Here is a 16,667-nt window from a genome sequence, read left to right as displayed (position 1 = left end):
TCACTCCTCCCACACCGGGACGCGGGGGAGGCCGCGCGCCTGACGGGCCTCGTCGACGAGCGGCTGGATCAGGTCGGTCCTGGCCCGGGTGTAGGCCGCGGCGTCCATGTCGCAGGCCGCGAGGTGGCGCTTGAGTGCGGCGTACTCGGAGGCCGCACGGGGATCGCTCCTCGGATGGTCGCGCAGCAGCCGCTCGTTACGGGTCTCCCACGTGTCGGCCCGCACCACGTGCACGTGGTGACCGCGCTGGCCCGAGGCGCAGCGACGGCCATGCCGCATCGTAGTCCACGATGACAATCGCCATGCCTGCCTCAGCTCCTCAGCAGTCTCCGGTTCGCGTGACCGGTGGATCATGCCGGGAGATTCTCGGCCATCGGGAGGCGGGTGGCCGGCCCGGCGGGCGTCAGTCGATCGGTGAGGGAGGCGGGTCCCCGAGCGCCGCCAGGTCCTCCCAGAACCCGCCGGGGATCACCGTGTCGGCGATGATCCCCAGCTCGGCCAGCCGTTCGGCCGAGGTGACGCCGACGACCGTGGAGTGGATGCGTGGTTCGGCGAGGGAGAAGTGCAGCGCAGCCGCGGCGAGCGGGACGCCCCACCGCTCGCACAGCGCCTTGAGCCGCTCGACGTGCGCGGCGAACTCGGGGGAGACCCGCCGGTAGCCGTAGCGGGTGGCGTGCCGTGGCGAGCCGCCCAGGATGCCGCCGCCGAAGGGAGCGGCGTTGAAGACCGTCATGTCCCTTTCCGTGGCGAGCCGAAGGATCTCCTCCGCGCGCCGGTCGACCAGGGTGTAGCGGTTGTGGGTGAGCACCGCGTCGAACGCGTCGGTGCGGATGTAGTCCTCCACCATGGTGCCGCCGCCGACGGCGATGCCGATCGCGCCGACGAGCCCCTGCTCGCGCAGCGCCACCAGGGCGGGCACGGCGCCGCCGCGGGCCATCGCCTCGCCGACCGTGATGGTCATCGGGTCGTGCAGGTGGTAGATCGGCAACGTCTCGACGCCGAGGCGGGAGGTCGTCTCCTCCCAGGACCGCATGACCCGGTCACCGTCGAACACGCCGGTGGCGGGGTCGCGGTCGGCCTTGGAGAAGATCGTCACGCCGTCGGGCGCCTGCTTGAGCGCGGCGCCGATCAGCGTCTCCGAGCGCCCGCCCGCGTAGTTGTTGGAGGTGTCGAGCTGGCGGAAACGGCCCGCCACCATCATCTCGGCCAGCGCATCGTCGCCGGGGCCCGCGCCGAGCGCCGACGTGCCGACGGTCAGCGGCTGGAGTGGCACGTCGCTGCCGGGCACGCGGCGGCCCTGCTGATCCGGCATGTCCCGCTCCTTCTCACGGTGATCCTGCCGACGATCATGTCATGCGCCGCCGGGGCGGCCCTCCTCAGGGGGTGGAGTACGGTCTGAACGCGCGGAGGAGCTCGCCCATCGGCGGCACGTCCGCGACGAACCCGAACCGGCCGTCGCGCATCTGCTTGGCCGCGTCGAGGAACGCGCCGAGCGCGTACCGGGACAGCGCGCCGCCGATGCTCACCCGGCGCACCCCGATCCCGGCGAGCTGCTCCAGCGTGATCGCCGGGTCGGCGAAGCCCATCACCACGTTCACCGGCCTGCCGACGGAGGAGACGACCGCCCGCATCTCGTCGAGCGTGCGCAGCCCCGGCGCGTACAGGACGTCGGCGCCCGCCTCCTCGAAGGCCTGGAGACGCCGGATGGTGTCGTCGAGCCCGCCCTCGTCGTACAGCAGGTTCTCGGCTCTGGCGGTCAGCACGAGCGGGACGGGCAGCCCGCGCGTGACCTCGACGGCGGCCCGCACGCGCTCGACGGCCAGCCCGAAGTCGTAGATCGGACTCCTGCGGTCGCCGGTGGCGTCCTCGATGGACGCGCCGGCCACGCCGCAGGCGCAGACGTCCGCGATCATCTTGGCCGCCTCGGCGGGGTCGTCGGCGAAGCCGTTCTCCAGATCGGCGTTGACGGGCAGCGGGGTCGCCTCGCTGATGACGCGGCAGTTGCCGAGGACGTCCTGCCGGGCGGCCCGGGTGCGGCCGGCCTGGTTGGCCACGCCGAGGCTGGTGGTGGCGAGGGCGTCGAAACCCAGCGAGGCCAGCAGCCTGGCCGTGCCGGCGTCCCACGGGTTGGGGAGCAGGAACGGCTCGGGGCCGTCGTGGAGCGCCCGGAAACGCGTCGCGCGGGCCGTCTGGTCGGTCATGGTGCTCTCCCGTCGTGAGCTGCGATGACGCCTTCACTCTGGCCGCCCGGCGACAGATCAGTCAAATGCATGGTGATGATGCTGCCCATCAGGAATACTGATGGATGTGACTGTCGAGGAGATCGAGGCGTTCACCGCCATCGCGGAGCTGGGCGGGTTCACGGACGCGTCCAGGAAGCTCAACCGGTCGCAGCCCGCGATCAGCCGCCGCATCCGCGAGCTGGAGCAGTCGCTGGGTGCCGCCCTGTTCGAGCGGACCGGCCGCAGCGTGGTGCTCACCGACGCGGGCCGGGCACTCCTGCCGTACGCGGAGGCCGCGCTTGCGGCGATCAGGGACGGCGAGCGGGCCGTGCGCGAGGCGGCCGAGCGGCCCGGCGGCACCCGGACCCTCAGCCTGGCCATCGTCGGCACCCTGGCCGACTCGCACATCGTCGAGGCGCTGCGCACGTTCGAGTCGCGGTTCCCCGAGGCCTCGGTCGAGCTGCGCACCGCCACGAGCCGCGAGGTGAGCGCCCTTGTCCGCGGCGGCGAGGCCACCCTGGGCCTGCGCTACTTCCCCGACGCCGACCCCAAGCTGGAGTCGATCCCGCTCGGCGTCGAGAAACTCCTGGTCGTCGTGCCCGCCGCGCATCCCGTCACCGCCCGCCGCCTGCCGGATCTGCGGGCCTTCGAGGGCGAGCGGTGGCTGGGCTTCCCTCCCGAGCGGGGCCAGCCCGACTCCTTCGGCCACCTGCTCGACCGCCGGTTGCCCGCGATGGGGCTGGCCGACGCCCCGATCACCAGGGTCGACAGCCTCACCGCTCAGAAGCGGCTGGTGCAGGCCGGCCTCGGCGTCGCCCTCATGCCGGTCAGCAGCGTGAGGGAGGAGTTGCGGATCGGCAGCCTGCGGGCGGTCGAGGTGGACGACCTGGACGCCGCCCTGCCCGTGGTCGTCGTGCGCAGGCGGCGCGGCCACTGGAGCAGGCCGGCGGCGGCGTTCCTGGAGGTGCTGCGGGAGCGCACGCCCGGCGTGCTGGACTGACCGCCCGCGGGTCCGTCCCAGGAGCGGCTAAGGGGCCCGGCCCGCCGTCAGCCGACGGTGCGGGTCCTGACGCGGAGCGTACGCGCGTCGCCCGGCTGCGGTTCGGCCGACATGCCGGCCCGGACCAGCGCTCTCACGCAGGCCGCCATCCCGTCCGCGGGGGGCGGGCGCCGCTCGGCGAAGGTCACCAGGAAGACGCCGTCGTGCCCGCCCTCGACGGCGAACCCGTCGTCGCCCGTCGCGGCGCACCCCGACCGGCGCAGGACCGCGCCGATGCGTTCGGCGTCGCGGTCGCGTTCGCTCCAGAGGGGCCGCCCGCCGGATCCCCGCCCGTACGTGGGCCCCTCGTCCGGCTTCGGGGTGCCCGGTGACCGGCTGCCGGTCGTGTGCGGTGCACCGTGGACGGCGGACCGGTCGTCGCCGCCGGCCGCGGGGCGGTCGCGCCAGATCTTCGCCATGGGTCACCTCCTCGGTCCGCCTCAAGGGCTCAAGGGGGTCGCTCTGCCCCGTACGGCGGGGCCGAAACGGGGTCAGCCCGGGGGCGCGCGGTGCTCCACGAGGAGGAGCGCGATGTCGTCGGCGCGCTGGCTGGTGTGGGGGGCGTGGTTGAGCAGCGTGTCGCAGAGCTGGTGGACGGGCTCGCCGGCGGCGCGGCCGAAGTGCTCGGCGAGCTCGCCGATGGCCTCGCCCAGGTCGACGCCGGGCGTCTCGACGAGGCCGTCGGTGTAGAGGAGGAGGACGGCGTCCGGCGGGAACGGCACCTGGACGGTGGGGTATTCGGCGTCGCCCTGGACGCCGAGCAGGATGCCGGCGGGCACGTCGATGACCTCGGCGGGCTGGCCGGGCGGGCGCAGCAGCGGCGGCGGATGCCCGGCGCTGGCCGCCCAGAGCGTACGCAGCCGCAGGTCGAAGTAGACGAGCAGGCAGCTGGTGAACAGGTCGGGGTCCAGGTCCATGAGCAGGCGGTTGGTGAGCTTGAGCACGTCGCCAGGGCTCGCCCCCGCCGCCGCGTAGGCGTGGATGGCGGTCCTGACCTGCCCCATGAGCGCGGCGGCCGTGACGTTGTGGCCCTGCACGTCCCCGATGATCGCCGCGGCCTTGGTGTGGCCCAGGCGGATCATGTCGTAGAAGTCGCCGCCGATCCCCACGCCACGGGTGGCGGCCACGTACCGGGCGGCCACGTCCAGCCCGGCGATCTCGGGCAGGCTGCGGGGCAGCAGCGAGGTCTGGAGGGTGTGGGCGAGCCGGTCCTTGGCGTCGTAGAGCAGCGCACGGTCGAGGGCCTGCGCGATGAGCCCGGCCATCGCGGTGAGGCTGGCCCGCGTTTCGTCGGTGAACGGGTAGGGCTCGCCGAAGGCCAGCACGCACGCGCCGGCCACGGTGTCGGAGGTGCGCAGCGGCAGGAACGCCCAGGCGGCCATCCCGTCACGGACCTCGGCCCCCGGATACATCCGGTGCAACTCCTCGATGTCGGAGAAGAAGGCGGGCTCGCCGGTGCGCACGACGTGCTGGGCGGGGGCGCCGGCGGCCAGCGGAAGGCGGTCGAACCGCTCGACGAGGCCCGGCTCGTAGCCGTGCGAGCCGATGACGTTCAGCCTGCCGCCTTCGGCCGTCATGATCGTCAGCGCCTGTGCGTCGAACACCGGCATGACATGGCCGGCGACCATGTCGACGATCTCCTGCACGTTCAGTGCCCGGCTCAGCGTCGCCGCGAGGTGGAGCAGGTTGTAGAAGACGTCCGCCCGGGGCTGGCTGACGATGCCGGCCACGGGCTCGCCGGGGCGCGGGCCCGGTCGATCGGCTGCCGCCTCCGTGATGTACAGACTGATGCCGGACGAATCCGGATGCAGGCTGATGTGCAGGGCGCGGCCATCGGGATGCCGTACGACGCAGGACGTGGGCTCCTGGCTGACGGCCGCGGCACGGAAACGGTCCTCGAACAGCGGATCCTTCAGCCACGCCACCGCCCTCCAGAACAACTCGCCCAGTCTGTCGGTGAGGTCGACGCCGAGCACGCCGGCCGTCCCCGCGCTGACGAAGGTCAGTCGTCCTTCCAGATCCAGGCCCACGCAGCCGTGGCGCAGCCGGTCGAGATAGCCGGTCGAGGCCAGGGCGCGGTGCACGTCCGGCATCAAGGCCCACGAAGGGCGGAGGACACGCGGCTCGCCCCCGGCCCGCGGCGGGAGCCCCGCGCGGGTGGCCTCCTCCATGATGCCGCCGAGCGCGCGGGTGGCGCGCTCGATGGTCCCCCGCTCGTGGAGGGTGAGCTCCTCGGGATGCGACGGCGGCCACAGCAGGACCATGGAGCCCCACACCTCCCCGTCCGACTGGATCGGCGCGGCGGCCGCGGCGAACGGGTACGGCAGCGCGATCGCCGTCGCCGGATAGCGACAGGCGAGCTTCTGGTAGTCGGGCACCCAGATGAGCCGGCCCTCGCGTACGGCGCCCGACGCCGGGACGTCCGCGCTCACCCATATCCGCGTCCACGGTTTGACGATCTGGGCGGGCAGCCCGGTCTCCGTCTCCATGAGCAGCACCTGGCCGTCATCGGCCAGCAGGTAGACCACGCCGATGTGCGCTCCCGTGTCGCGTACGGCCTGGGTCAGCACCTCGTCCACCTCAAGGGCAGGGTGCGCGGCAGCGCCGACGACGCCGTCCTGCACGGCCTACCTCGCTCCGGCCCGCGGTGACGACGGTGCTGCGCTGCCCTGACCAGCCATAGGCCCAACGGTAAGTGCCCCTGCTCGAGATCTAGAACCGGCATTACCGGGTTCTGGTGGCAAGCTTGTAGAAACTTGGGCGTTCCGGACAGTGACCACTCCATGACCAGCGGCTGAGGTTCACCTCCGCCAGCGGCTGGAGCCTGATGCTCAAACCGGTGATCGGCAACGCCAGGACGCGCTCGGCGAACCCGGTGGACTTCCCGGCCTGACGGCGCTTTGTTTTTCATAGTGCGCTATGAAAAAGGTAGTAGGGTGTGGGCATGGAACTTGGTGTCGCCCTGCCCACGTCCGGTCCGCTGGCCACACCGGCCGGCATCGCCCGCGTCGCCCGCGAAGCCGAACGGCTCGGATACGACTCGGTGTGGACCTACGAACGCCTGCTCCGGCCGACCGCCCCCGTGTCGATGGGCGGCGGCGAGCCGCAGCCCGTGCCGGAGATCTACCGCAGCGTCTACGAGCCGCTGGAGACGCTGAGCTACGTCGCCGCGCTCACCGAGCGCGTCAAGCTCGGCACCAGCATCATCGACGCGCTGCTGCACCCTGCCGTCGTGCTGGCCAAGCGCTTCGCCACGCTCGACCAGCTCAGCGGCGGCCGGGTCGTCGCCGGCCTCGGCCAGGGCTGGATGCCGCAGGAGTTCGCCGCGGCGAACGTGCCGATGAGCCGGATCGGGCCGGGCATGGACGAGGTGATCGCCGCCATGCGGGCCTGCTGGGGGCCCGACCCCGTCGCGTACGACGGGACGTTCACCCAGATCGCCGAGTCGGAGATCAACCCCAAGCCGGTGCAGGCTCACGTGCCGATCCTGCTCGGCGCCATGACGCCGGCCGGCGTGCGCCGGGCCGCTCGCGTCGCCGACGGGCTCAACCCGGTGGCGCTCTCCCACGACATGGTGACCGGTCTGGCCAAGGCGTTCAGGTCGGCCGTCGCGGAGGGCGGCCGCGACCCGGAGTCGGTCACCGTCGTCGCACGGGCCAATGTGCCGCTCACCGCCGCGCCGCTGGGCGACGACCGGCCGTTCCTCGGCGGCTCACCGCGGCAGATCGCCGCCGACCTCGAAGGGCTGGAGGGCACCGGCATCGACCACGTGCTCTTCTCCACCATCGACCCCGACGCGCCGGGCGAGCTGACTGGGCTGGACGAGATGATCGATCTCTACGCCGAGCTCATCGGCCTCGTCAGAGGCTGACACCCGCGCCGGCGCGAAGCGGCCTCAGCACCCGTCGCCAGGGCGTTCCTGCGCGCACAACTCGTTGATCTTGTTGCGATCGGCCCAGGCGCACAGCTCCTGGAAGGCGTCGCGCAGGTCCTCGCCGGCGGGGGTGAGGCGGTAGAAGACCGCGCCGGCCGCATGGCCCGCGCCGCCCGCCAGGCTCCGCTCCACGAGCCGCACCGCCATCAGCTCGCGCAGGCGGTCGGTGAGCAGGCCGTCGGTGATCCCGGGGACCGCCCTGGCCAGCTCGCTGAAGCGGGCGGGCCGCTGCAGCAGCGCGACGATGATCATGCCGTTCCACCGCTTGCCGAGCACCCGGAACACGTCGGTGAACTGCGCGCCGCAGGTGATGCCCTCGCCGCTCCCGGCGGGGGCGGGGCGCTCGGAGACGTGTCCGGACATGGCCACCAGCGTACCTGCCGGATACGCACGGACACGGTGCCCCCGCGGCGGCGGGCGTTCACGGCCCGGCCTCCACCGGCTCCACGGCCCGCCACATCAGCCGCTGCCCCCACCTCAGGGCGGCCTCGCCGCCCCTAGGTGGGCGCGACCGACAGGCAGCCCAGCAACGGGTGGATCAGCTCCTCCTGCGCGCGGCGTGCCAGCACGTCGGGGAGCGCCAGCCCGGGGCCGTGCGTCGTCGAAGTCCACCCGTCCCTTCGACGACACGTACAGCGCCGAGTAGGGGTTGCGGCGGCTCAGCGCGTCGGTGGCGGTCGCGAAGGCGGCGGCGACCAGCCGTCACTCGCCCGGGGAGAGACCCGTGCCGCGCGCCGGGGGCAGATCGCCGGCGGGCCGTGCTTCGAGGGAACCCGGTGGTGTAATCCTGGGCCGGAACAGTGCCGTAGGAGTTGCCGTAGAAGGTCACCGACGGCACGCCGAGCGCCCGGCGTACGGCGCCGCGACGCCGCCACCACAGGGGGATCCGGGCCTAGGACCGTGCTCCTACCGCGCCGAACGGCCGGTGGTGCCTCGCCCTTCTCGAGTCGGGGGTCTTGACGCGGTGGCGGCAGCCGTCCCACGCGATGCGGCCCAGGTTGAGGTGGCCGGTGCAGAGCCGGAAGCCGGTGATCCTGGTGAGCCACGTGCGGCGGGTACGGCAGCCGCCCTGCGGCGCCTGGGCGGTCCACGCCTGGTCGCGGGTGGTGGTGTACTCGGCCCTGACGGCGGTGCCGTCGCGCAGCTTGTCGCACACGGTGATCCGTTTGCGGTCGGCGTCCACGAGGACGGAGCCTTCGCGCGCGTCGTACCTGGCCTTCTCCCATGGCCCGTCGCCCGCCCGTGCGGGGGCGGCGGCCAGAGCGAGTGTCGCCGCGGTCGCCACGGTCATGGTGAGGACGCGCTCGAGCATGTCTGACTCCTTGTCCGCAAGAGCCCGGAGCGCTCACCGTGTCGTGGGTGTTGGTTCCGCTCCGGGAAGAAAGGCGTGAACTCACCCACTGTGATCGGCCATAGGGGGAGAAGTCCCGCAGGCCGGCGCCATCCCGGCAGGGCTTGGCCAAGACTTGGCCGGTCCGGCGGACGGCCCCGGGCGCTCTATGCCCGGAGCAGGACGGCCCGTGTCACATTCGAGAAGCTACGCCCGTTCCTGCGGGTGGGTGGCCAGCGCCTCGACGGTCACGTCCATCCACTTCCACATCGGCAGCGACGTCAGCGCGTCGTGCAACTCGGCGGGGTCGCCCGCCTCGTAGAGACCGACGGTGGCGTTGCGGCCGGGGACCCGCCACAACCGCTTGAGAATGCCGGCGTCTCGCAGCTCCTGGGCCCGCTCGCGCTCCGCCCTGCGCAGGCGGTCACGGGTGTGGTCGGGCGTGTCGGGCGGCAGCAGGTTCTCCGTGCGTACCAGGAATTCCATGGCGCTCCTGTTGAGGGGACGTCCTGGCCCACCAGTAGAACCGGACGCGGGAGTGGGTGTCGCCGGGCATCCGCACGGACTTCGCCGCGACAAATGTCCGATGTGAAGGTGGCCGTCCATGCGGTAGGCGGCGGGCTCTAGGTCGAATGACGTAGAGCATGCCGGACGTCACGACGTTCCGGCGCGGGACGGGCGCTCCTACTGTCCTTCGTGACGGACAACGGATTCTCGTGACGAATGACGACCGAAGGAGAGGCCGCGATGGCTCTGCTGGTGATCAGCGCGCATGCGGGCGACTTCGTCTGGCGCGCCGCCGGAGCGATCGCGCTGGCCACGTCCCGAGGCGAGCGCGCGAAGGTGCTGTGCCTGACGTACGGGGAACGCGGCGAGTCGGCGAAGGCCTGGCGTGAGGGCAGGACGCTGGAGGAGATCAAGGAGCTCCGCCGCAAGGAGGCGACCGGCGCGGCCGAGGTGCTGGGGGCCGAGATCGAGTTCCTCGACGCCGGCGACTACCCGCTGCTGGAGACGACGGAACTGGTCGACCGGATGGTCCGCGTCTACCGCGAGGTCACCCCGACGGTCGTGCTGACCCACCCGCTGGCCGACCCGTACAACCAGGACCACCCCGCCGCCGCCCGCATGGCGCTGCAGGCCCGGATCCTCGCGCAGGCCGTCGGCTACGACGCGCCCGGCGAGCCGCTGGGAGCGCCGCCGGTGTTCTTCTTCGAGCCGCACCAGCCCGAGCAGTGCGGGTTCAAGCCCGACGTGCTGCTCGACATCACCCCCGTCTTCGACACCAAGCGCAAGGCCATGGAGTGCCTGCCCGCGCAGCAGCACATGTGGGACTACTACACCGACCTCGCCCGGCGCCGCGGCGTGCAGGTCAAGCGCAACGCCGGCCCCAACCTGGGACTGCCGCACACCACCATGGGAGAGGCCTACATGCGTCTCTATCCGCAGGTCACGGACGTGCTGGCATGAGGACGGCCATCGTCACCGACCCGCCGCGCGCCGACGGCGGCCAGGTCGCCGAGCTCGCCGCGTACGGCGTGGCCACCGTCCACGAGGCGCTGGGCCGCACCGGCCACCTCGGCCCGCAACTGCGGCCCACGCACCTCGGCTCCCGCATCGGCGGCACCGCCGTCACCGTGCTGTGCTGGCCGGGCGACAACCTGACGCTCCACGCGGCGGTGGAGCAGTGCAGGCCGGGCGCCGGGTTCCGCGCCTGCGAGCCGCGCCCACGCAAAGGGCTCGACCGTTACGGGCTGCGGGCCAAGCTCACCGAGCTCGGCGTCACGTACGTCACCGCGGAGGAGTACGGCCTGTGACGGCCGCTCCGGGCGGTTGACGTGCCCGCCTAGGGGCGTACCTCGTACACGAGGTTGAACGGGGTCCGCGCCGCCTCGCGGAAGCGGGTGAAGCCCGCCTCCGTGACGACGTCGCGGATGGCGGCGCTCCCGGCCTGCGCGCCCAGCGCGTACCCGCCCGGCTGGGACAGGGCGCTGGGCACGCAGAGGAACGTGGACGCGCTGTAGTACAGCCGTCCCAGCGGGTTGAGGTTCTCCTCGACCCGGTCCGAGGCCAGCGGCTCCACCAGGAGCCACGTACCGTCGGGAGCCAGCGCCCCCCGCACCCGCCTGGCCGCGCCCAGCGGGTCGCCCATGTCGTGCAGGCAGTCGAACATCGCCACCAGGTCGAAGTCCGTGCCGCTGAAGTCCTGCGCGCCGGCGACCTCGAAGCCGACCCGGTCGGCCAGCCCCGCCTCCGCCGCCCGCTTGCGCGCCAGCGCGATCGACTCGGTGTGGTAGTCCGAGCCGAGGACCGTGGTGCGCGGGTACGCCTCGGCGAGCAGCAGCGACGACGAGCCGAGGCCGCAGCCGACGTCGGCGACCCTGGCTCCGGCGGTGAGCTTCGCCTCGACCCCCTCCAGCGCCGGGATCCAGTGCGGGATCAGCTCGGCCGTGTACCCCGCCCGGAAGAACGCGTCGCACCCGACGAAGACGTCCTCGTGGTGCTCGTGCCAGCCGACGCCGGCGCCCGTGCGGAACGCCTCGGTGATGCGCGGCTCCGAGCGCAGCATGCCCAGAGCGATGAGGAACGCCGCCGGCACGTTGGGGCCCTCAGGGCTCGCCAGGCAGAACGCCTGCTCCTCGCTCAGCGAGAACCGGCCGGTCTCCGGCTCGTAGCCGACGTAGCCGCCGGCGGCCTGGCCCCGCAGCCACTCGGTCAGGTAGCGCGGGTGGCATCCGGTGCGTTCGGCGAACTCCTCGGGCGTCGCGGGCCCTTCTGCCAGCGCGCGGTAGAGGCCCAGCCGCTGGCCGACCACGACTGAGCCGGCGGCCTCGGTGGCCGCCATGTCGGCCACGACCCTGCCCAGGAACTCTTTGACCTTCTCGCCGTCCATTCCCCCGTCTCCTTTCCTGCTCAGGCCGGCTCCCACCGGCCTCGACCCCCAAGGTCGGCACATGCCCTGACACGGCGCGGGCACGCGCCCGCGAGACGGGTTCCTGGAGGTCAGCCCGCGCGGATCAGGGATTCGACCGGCGGATTGACGCGGGCGAAGCCCTCCTGACTGCGGTACGGGTAGTAGGGATAGGCGGCCGTGACGGTGCTGGCCGCGTCGAGCCTGGCCACCTGGTCGCCGGTGAGGCGCCAGCCGGTGGCGCCCAGGTTCTCCCGCAGTTGCTCCTCGTTGCGGGCGCCGACGATGACCGAGGCGACGGTCGGCCGCTGGAGCAGCCAGTTGAGAGCGATCTGCGGGACGGTCCTGCCGGTCTCGCCGGCCAGCTCGTCGAGGACGTCGACCACCGCGTAGAGGCGCTCGTCGTCCACCGGCGGGCCGTACGCGGCGGTCCTGTGCAGCCTGCTGACCTCGGGCAGCGGGACGCCGCGCCGGATCCTGCCGGTGAGGCGGCCCCAGCCGAGCGGGCTCCACACCAGGGCGCCGACGCCCTGGTCGAGGCCGAGGGGCATCAGCTCCCACTCGTAGTCGCGGCCCACCAGGGAGTAGTAGACCTGGTGGGCGACGTAGCGCGGGTAGCCGTAGCGGTCGGCCGTCGCGAGCGACTTCATGAGCTGCCAGCCGGAGAAGTTGGACACGCCGACGTACCGGAGTTTGCCGGCCCTGACGAGGTCGCCGAGAGTGGACAGCGCCTCCTCGACCGGCGTGGCGGCGTCGAAGGCGTGCAGTTGGAACAGGTCGATGCGGTCGGTGCCGAGGCGGCGCAGCGCGTCGTCCACCACCTTGATCAGTCGGGGGCGCGAGGTGCCCGCGCCGTCCGGCCCCTCGTGCGTGGGCAGGCCCGCCTTGGTCGAGATGAGCGCGCGGTCGCGGCGGCCTCTCAGCGCCTGCCCGAGCACCTCCTCCGAGGCGCCGTCGGAGTAGACGTCGGCGGTGTCGAACATGGTGACGCCCGCGTCGAGGGCGATGTCGACGAGCCGCCTGGCCTGCGCGACGCCGGTGTCTCCCCACGCGCCGAACAGCTCGCCCTTGCCGCCGAAGGTGCCGGCGCCGAAGCTCAGCGCGGGGACCTTGAGTCCGGAGGCGCCCAGTTGCCGATATTCCATGATTCACGTCCATTCTTGCTAATGGGATTGTTGTCCCGTTTAGGATAGCACGCTAACGGGACAACAATCCCATTAGTGGCGCGTACGGATGCGGCGGAACACCAGCGGAGCGACCACGGCGGCGACGCCACCCAGCAGCACCAGCACCAGCAGCACGATCGTCGCCGGCCACGGCCAGGCGCTGCCGCTCAGCCCGACGTGGGACACCGGATACTCCATCGTCTTCGCCGTCCACAGCGCCGTCTGCACGTCGTAGGTGCGGGCGATGTCGCGCAACACCGGATCGAACGCGAACTCCTCCTCGGTGTGGAGGAACTCAGGCCGCAGTCCCGCCACGCCGTCCGCCGCCTTCGCGCGTGCGGCGTTCACGCCGGGGACGAGCAGGCGGTCGAGCCCGTCCGCCGCGGCGGCGACCGTCGAGCGCGGCACGAAGGTCAGCCCGTGCCTGGAGCGGAACGGCCCGTCGCCCAGCGCGACGGTACGCCCGACCATGGCGTGCTCGGTGTACGAGATGAACACGGACGCGAGCTCCAACTCGCCGATTCCGCCGGCGACCCGGACGCCGATGGAGGACGGCCCGGGGTTGTAGGAGGCGTTGAGCGCGACCACCAGATCCGGCGGCTGGAGCCGGGACTCGGCGATCCGCACAGCAGCGCCGGGGGAGTAGTGGGGCCAGCGCACCTTCCGCGCCGCCTCCCGGGCGGAGCCGGGGTCGACCAGCCGCTCAAGCATGCGCAGGGCGCCTTCGACGCCGGACAACACGCCGGCCGTGCTGATGATGTCGCCGTCGTCGACGTAGCGCACGCCCGTGACCCAGCCGACGCGGGGGAAGTCGTCACGCAGCCCCGCCATCCGCAACCAGTGCGACGTCGCGGTCCTGCCGTCGAGCAGCCCGCTCGCCGCGAGCGTACGCGCCCCGGTGCAGACGCTCATCGTCAGCGCCCCGGCCGCCGACTGCTCACGCAGCCAGCGGGTGATCGAGCCGAGCTCCGCCGGCCCCGGGTCCTGCAGGGCGGGGACGATCACCGCGTCGAGCGTGTCGTCCTGCTCGTCCAGCAGCCGCGCGAGCTCGGGGAACGTCAGGTCGGGCACCAGGTCCAGGCCGCCGGTCAGGGGCGCCAGCCGGGCGCCGGAGGAGACGACGTAGGTGTTCACCCGGCCGGTGCCCGCCAGCACCTCGTACGGGCCCAGCAGGTCCGCCACGTTCGTGCCGCCGCCGCCGACCAGGAGGGCCACCGTCGGCTTGGCCGGATCGTGCGCCTTCGGCGCCGGCGCGGCGGTCGTCGCGTTCGCGGGAGCCGTGTACAGGTCGCCGAACTTGCCGGTGGTGTTCACCGCGGAGACCGCGCCGGGAAGCAGCAGCGCCGCCAGGACGATGGCCGTCCCGCGCCACCATCCGGACCGGAACCTGAACCGGTGCCGGGGGTCCGCGTACTCCGCGCGCCGCCAGATCATGGCCGCCGCCAGAAGCACCATCGGGATCACATGCCCGATGAGCGTCACCGAAGCGGCCGGTAATGCACCGAGCCAGAAAGGAACGAGCAGCACGGGGAACGGCAGGAACACCGCGAGGCTCATCTCGGCGATCCGCGGCCGGGCATGCCGGCGCACCAGCATCCAAAGCGCCACACCGGCGGCCATGCCGGCCGCCATGAGCAGGATGTAGAGGTCGAACCGGGCGACCTCCAGCACCGAGACCCACAGGGGGTCGAGCAGCATCATCCCGAGGCCCGCCGCGATGACCAGTTCGAAGTAGTGCCAGACGAGGCGGGCGGCGGTGCGTACCCCGCCGGGCCGCCGTTCATGGTTCGTCATGTCGGACTCCTGACGTGAAGGACGTTGAGGCCCCTCACGCTAGGAAGACCGGCCCCGCCACCGAATCAGTGATGTCGCCGGTCCGCACACCGGTCTCCCGCCAGGGCGGATCACCGGCACTACGCCGGGCGTTCCGCCAGGACCATGCGCATGAGCTCGGCCCGCGAGGTGATGCCGGCCTTCTGGAAGACCTTGCGCAGGTGGTAGTCCACCGTGCGCGGGCTGAGAAACAAACGGGCGGCGATCTCCCGGTTCGTCAGCCCCTCGCCGACGGCGAGCGCGATCCGCAGCTCCTGCGGGGTGAGCGTGCTCAGCGCCCCCGCCTCGGGCGCGCGTGCCGACTCGCCGGTGGCGCGCAGCTCGCCCAGCGCCCGATCGGCCCAGGCGAGCGCGCCGATGCGGCGGAAGGTCTCCGCCGCGCCACGCAGGTGCTGCTGCGCCAGCGAACGGCGGCGGTCCCGCCGCAACTGCTCGCCCAGCAGCAGCTCGGTACGGGCCTGCTCCAGCGGGGCGTCGGACAGCGCGTGCAGGCGCAGGCTCTCCGCGTAAGCGCCCGAACCGTCCTCGGCGACCAGCGCCCGGCAGCGCGCCGCGAGCGCGCCCAGCTCCGGCGACGCGGTGTGCTCCGTCCACCGCGCGTACCGGTCCGCGGCCACGGCCGCCCTGTCGTGCTCACCGGCCCTGACGAGGGCCTCGACCAGGTCGGGAACCAGCCCCATCGCCAGGTCGGAAGGCTGACCCGCGTCCCACCCGCCGACCGCCGCGAAGTGCCGCACGGCCTCGTCGTGCCGGCCCGCGACCAGCTCCACCAGCCCGAGCGCCCGCCTGGCGTACGCCGTCGCGTCGGCCAGCCGCCGCTCGCCCGCCTCGGCCAGCAGCCCGGCGGCCAGCTCGCCGGCCTCGGGACGGCCGCGAATCGCGGCACACAGGGCCAGCAGCCCGCGGTTGCGGCAGGCCGTGTTCGGCTGGCCGACCTCGGCGGCGAACGCACACCCCTCCTCGGCGTGCGCCTCCGCCAGCCCGAGCCGGCCGCGGGCGAGCTCGTCCGCGGCCTGGTACTCGAGGTTCCACGCGAGCGCGCCCAGCGAGCCGCCGGCGCGGGCCAGCCGCCCGGCGTCATGATATAGGCGCCTGCTCAGCTCACGGTCGCCGAGCCCACGGGCGATCGCCCCCGCCAGGGTCATCGTGATCGGATCGGTGAGCGCCCGCACCCCGGCGCCGTCCTGTACGGCCGGTCCCGGGTCGTCGCCCGCGCGCACCCGGCAGGCGGCGCGCAACAGTCGCAGCACCGCCTCCTCAGGACCGCCGTGGCCGTCGTCGTGGTCCTGCCCCTCCTGTTCCGGCTGGCACGCGTCGAGCCAGCCGGCGAGGTCGGACCAGACCCCTGGGCGGTTGGTACGGGTCCCGAGGTCGCCGTACATCGCGACCGTCGGGGTGAAGCGGCGCCGGTCGACCCGGAGCGCGCGCGGGATCCACGGCTTGATGAGGTCCATCGCGTCCTCGGGGGAGCCGATGAACTCCGCCACCACGGCGCGCATCGCGACCACGGAGATCCGGTCCACCTCGTCCAGGTGCGGCTCGCGCTCCGCCCGGTCCAGCAGGTCCCCGGCCGCGGCGGTGAACCCGCCGCGGACGGCGGCCCGCGCCGCGCTCCACAACCGCCGCCCCCGGTGCGGGCCCGCCGGGGTGAGCTCGGCGGCCCGCGACAGCGCGGCCATGGCCGCCGCCGGGCCACCCCGCAGCGCGGCCTGCTCGGCCGAGCGTTCGAGCAGCCCGGCGGCCTCCTCGTCGTGGCCCGCCGCGGCCTGACCTCGGTGCCAGGCGCGGCGGTGCTGGTCGGCCGGGGCGTCGAACGCCGACGCGAGGGCCCGGTGGATCGCCGCCCGCCGGCCCGCCGTCGCGCTGTGGTAGATCGCCGACCGCATCAGCGGATGCCGGAACACCAGCCGCGGCCCGTCGTACGTGAGCAACTCGTCCAGCTCGGCCCGGTGCAGCGGCCCGGCGTCGACGCACAGCTCGGCGGCGGCCTTCTCAATGGTTGCCACGCTGCCGGAACCGTCGGCGGCGACGAGCTGGAGCAGCGGCAACGCCTCCGCGTGCCGGGCGCGTACGCGGCTCAGGAACGAACGCCGCAGCTCGTCGGTCAACGCCGGCGGCTCCTGCGCTCCTTCCGGCGGCAGCTCCTTGCCCGCCAGCTCCAGCAGGGCCAGCGGGTTGCCGCCGGTGGCGGCCAGCAGGTGGCGGTGCTCGCCGTCGGTCAGCGGCCGCCCGCCC

General features: G+C 73.1%; 16 protein-coding genes. 4 read left to right on the top strand and 12 right to left on the bottom strand.

Annotation, left to right across the window (positions count from 1 at the left end; all coding sequences use genetic code 11):
- The 3 genes from GUY59_RS17230 to GUY59_RS17220 all read right to left on the bottom strand — a co-directional run bounded on the left by GUY59_RS17230 (position 1) and on the right by GUY59_RS17220 (position 2,201).
- A complete protein-coding gene (locus GUY59_RS17230) occupies positions 1-279 on the bottom strand; it encodes a GrpB family protein (protein WP_161714579.1) in 279 nt (92 codons plus the stop codon).
- Positions 280-403: 124 nt separating this feature from the next.
- Positions 404-1,312 carry an aldo/keto reductase gene (locus GUY59_RS17225; protein ID WP_201760982.1) on the bottom strand — a complete coding sequence of 303 codons (909 nt, stop codon included), beginning with the start codon at positions 1,310-1,312 and terminating at the stop codon, positions 404-406.
- Between the two features lie 64 nt (positions 1,313-1,376).
- On the bottom strand, positions 1,377-2,201 hold the full coding sequence (locus GUY59_RS17220; RefSeq protein ID WP_138200805.1) for an isocitrate lyase/PEP mutase family protein: 825 nt from the start codon (positions 2,199-2,201) through the stop codon (positions 1,377-1,379).
- A 100-nt stretch (positions 2,202-2,301) separates the two neighbouring features.
- Between GUY59_RS17220 and GUY59_RS17215 the strand changes: the two genes are divergently transcribed.
- Complete coding sequence (locus GUY59_RS17215; RefSeq protein WP_138200806.1) at positions 2,302-3,222, top strand: LysR family transcriptional regulator; 921 nt, start codon at positions 2,302-2,304, stop codon at positions 3,220-3,222.
- Between the two features lie 47 nt (positions 3,223-3,269).
- Here GUY59_RS17215 and GUY59_RS17210 read toward each other — a convergent pair whose 3' ends face one another.
- Positions 3,270-3,680 carry a hypothetical protein gene (locus tag GUY59_RS17210; protein ID WP_138200807.1) on the bottom strand — a complete coding sequence of 137 codons (411 nt, stop codon included), beginning with the start codon at positions 3,678-3,680 and terminating at the stop codon, positions 3,270-3,272.
- A gap of 72 nt (positions 3,681-3,752) precedes the next feature.
- Positions 3,753-5,885 carry a PP2C family protein-serine/threonine phosphatase gene (locus tag GUY59_RS48745; protein WP_138200808.1) on the bottom strand — a complete coding sequence of 711 codons (2,133 nt, stop codon included), beginning with the start codon at positions 5,883-5,885 and terminating at the stop codon, positions 3,753-3,755.
- Positions 5,886-6,205: 320 nt separating this feature from the next.
- Here GUY59_RS48745 and GUY59_RS17200 point away from each other — a divergent pair, with 320 nt between their 5' ends.
- Positions 6,206-7,132, top strand: coding sequence for a TIGR03619 family F420-dependent LLM class oxidoreductase (locus tag GUY59_RS17200; protein WP_138200809.1), 927 nt, complete (start codon positions 6,206-6,208; stop codon positions 7,130-7,132).
- A 24-nt stretch (positions 7,133-7,156) separates the two neighbouring features.
- Here the strand turns inward: GUY59_RS17200 and GUY59_RS17195 are convergent, their stop codons facing one another.
- From GUY59_RS17195 to GUY59_RS17185, 3 genes are all read right to left on the bottom strand, one after another.
- Positions 7,157-7,558, bottom strand: a complete 402-nt coding sequence (locus GUY59_RS17195; protein ID WP_138200810.1) for a winged helix-turn-helix transcriptional regulator — start codon at positions 7,556-7,558, stop codon at positions 7,157-7,159.
- A 529-nt stretch (positions 7,559-8,087) separates the two neighbouring features.
- Positions 8,088-8,507: a hypothetical protein gene (locus tag GUY59_RS17190; RefSeq protein ID WP_138200811.1), complete on the bottom strand. Its 420-nt coding sequence runs from the start codon at positions 8,505-8,507 to the stop codon at positions 8,088-8,090.
- 225 nt (positions 8,508-8,732) lie between these two features.
- Positions 8,733-9,011 carry a muconolactone Delta-isomerase family protein gene (locus GUY59_RS17185; protein WP_132332683.1) on the bottom strand — a complete coding sequence of 93 codons (279 nt, stop codon included), beginning with the start codon at positions 9,009-9,011 and terminating at the stop codon, positions 8,733-8,735.
- Between the two features lie 261 nt (positions 9,012-9,272).
- Between GUY59_RS17185 and GUY59_RS17180 the strand changes: the two genes are divergently transcribed.
- Positions 9,273-9,992, top strand: coding sequence for a PIG-L deacetylase family protein (locus GUY59_RS17180; RefSeq protein ID WP_138200812.1), 720 nt, complete (start codon positions 9,273-9,275; stop codon positions 9,990-9,992).
- Entirely contained in the window at positions 9,989-10,339 is a 351-nt protein-coding gene (locus GUY59_RS50745) for a hypothetical protein (RefSeq protein ID WP_138200813.1), read from the top strand. The genes GUY59_RS17180 and GUY59_RS50745 overlap by 4 nt, the downstream gene beginning before the upstream one ends.
- Before the next feature lie 29 nt (positions 10,340-10,368).
- On the opposite strand, the gene GUY59_RS17170 is transcribed toward GUY59_RS50745, so the two are convergent.
- The 4 genes from GUY59_RS17170 to GUY59_RS17155 all read right to left on the bottom strand — a co-directional run.
- A complete protein-coding gene (locus GUY59_RS17170; RefSeq protein ID WP_138200814.1) occupies positions 10,369-11,415 on the bottom strand; it encodes an SAM-dependent methyltransferase in 1,047 nt (348 codons plus the stop codon).
- 110 nt (positions 11,416-11,525) lie between these two features.
- On the bottom strand, positions 11,526-12,578 hold the full coding sequence (locus GUY59_RS17165) for an aldo/keto reductase (protein WP_138200815.1): 1,053 nt from the start codon (positions 12,576-12,578) through the stop codon (positions 11,526-11,528).
- Between the two features lie 72 nt (positions 12,579-12,650).
- A complete protein-coding gene (locus GUY59_RS17160) occupies positions 12,651-14,393 on the bottom strand; it encodes a DJ-1/PfpI family protein (protein WP_138200816.1) in 1,743 nt (580 codons plus the stop codon).
- Between the two features lie 119 nt (positions 14,394-14,512).
- Positions 14,513-16,667: helix-turn-helix transcriptional regulator (locus GUY59_RS17155; RefSeq protein ID WP_161714578.1), on the bottom strand; the 2,155-nt coding region annotated here is incomplete at its 5' end.

It is taken from the genome of Nonomuraea sp. K271 (assembly GCF_009908215.1).
Lineage (GTDB): Bacteria > Actinomycetota > Actinomycetes > Streptosporangiales > Streptosporangiaceae > Nonomuraea > Nonomuraea longispora.
Note: the sequence above shows the minus strand (reverse complement) of the source record. Positions and strands in the feature narration are given on the sequence as shown.

Excerpts from the sequence above, each read along its gene's own strand:
- GUY59_RS17165 (WP_138200815.1), bottom strand. The coding sequence starts at position 12,578 with ATGGAATATCGGCAACTGGGCGCCTCCGGACTCAAGGTCCCCGCGCTG.
- GUY59_RS17160 (WP_138200816.1), bottom strand. The coding sequence starts at position 14,393 with ATGACGAACCATGAACGGCGGCCCGGCGGGGTACGCACCGCCGCCCGC.
- GUY59_RS17170 (WP_138200814.1), bottom strand. The coding sequence starts at position 11,415 with ATGGACGGCGAGAAGGTCAAAGAGTTCCTGGGCAGGGTCGTGGCCGAC.
- GUY59_RS17195 (WP_138200810.1), bottom strand. The coding sequence starts at position 7,558 with ATGTCCGGACACGTCTCCGAGCGCCCCGCCCCCGCCGGGAGCGGCGAG.
- GUY59_RS17200 (WP_138200809.1), top strand. The coding sequence starts at position 6,206 with ATGGAACTTGGTGTCGCCCTGCCCACGTCCGGTCCGCTGGCCACACCG.
- GUY59_RS50745 (WP_138200813.1), top strand. The coding sequence starts at position 9,989 with ATGAGGACGGCCATCGTCACCGACCCGCCGCGCGCCGACGGCGGCCAG.
- GUY59_RS17190 (WP_138200811.1), bottom strand. The coding sequence starts at position 8,507 with ATGCTCGAGCGCGTCCTCACCATGACCGTGGCGACCGCGGCGACACTC.
- GUY59_RS17180 (WP_138200812.1), top strand. The coding sequence starts at position 9,273 with ATGGCTCTGCTGGTGATCAGCGCGCATGCGGGCGACTTCGTCTGGCGC.
- GUY59_RS17210 (WP_138200807.1), bottom strand. The coding sequence starts at position 3,680 with ATGGCGAAGATCTGGCGCGACCGCCCCGCGGCCGGCGGCGACGACCGG.
- GUY59_RS17230 (WP_161714579.1), bottom strand. The coding sequence starts at position 279 with ATGCGGCATGGCCGTCGCTGCGCCTCGGGCCAGCGCGGTCACCACGTG.
- GUY59_RS17215 (WP_138200806.1), top strand. The coding sequence starts at position 2,302 with ATGGATGTGACTGTCGAGGAGATCGAGGCGTTCACCGCCATCGCGGAG.
- GUY59_RS17220 (WP_138200805.1), bottom strand. The coding sequence starts at position 2,201 with ATGACCGACCAGACGGCCCGCGCGACGCGTTTCCGGGCGCTCCACGAC.
- GUY59_RS17185 (WP_132332683.1), bottom strand. The coding sequence starts at position 9,011 with ATGGAATTCCTGGTACGCACGGAGAACCTGCTGCCGCCCGACACGCCC.
- GUY59_RS17225 (WP_201760982.1), bottom strand. The coding sequence starts at position 1,312 with ATGCCGGATCAGCAGGGCCGCCGCGTGCCCGGCAGCGACGTGCCACTC.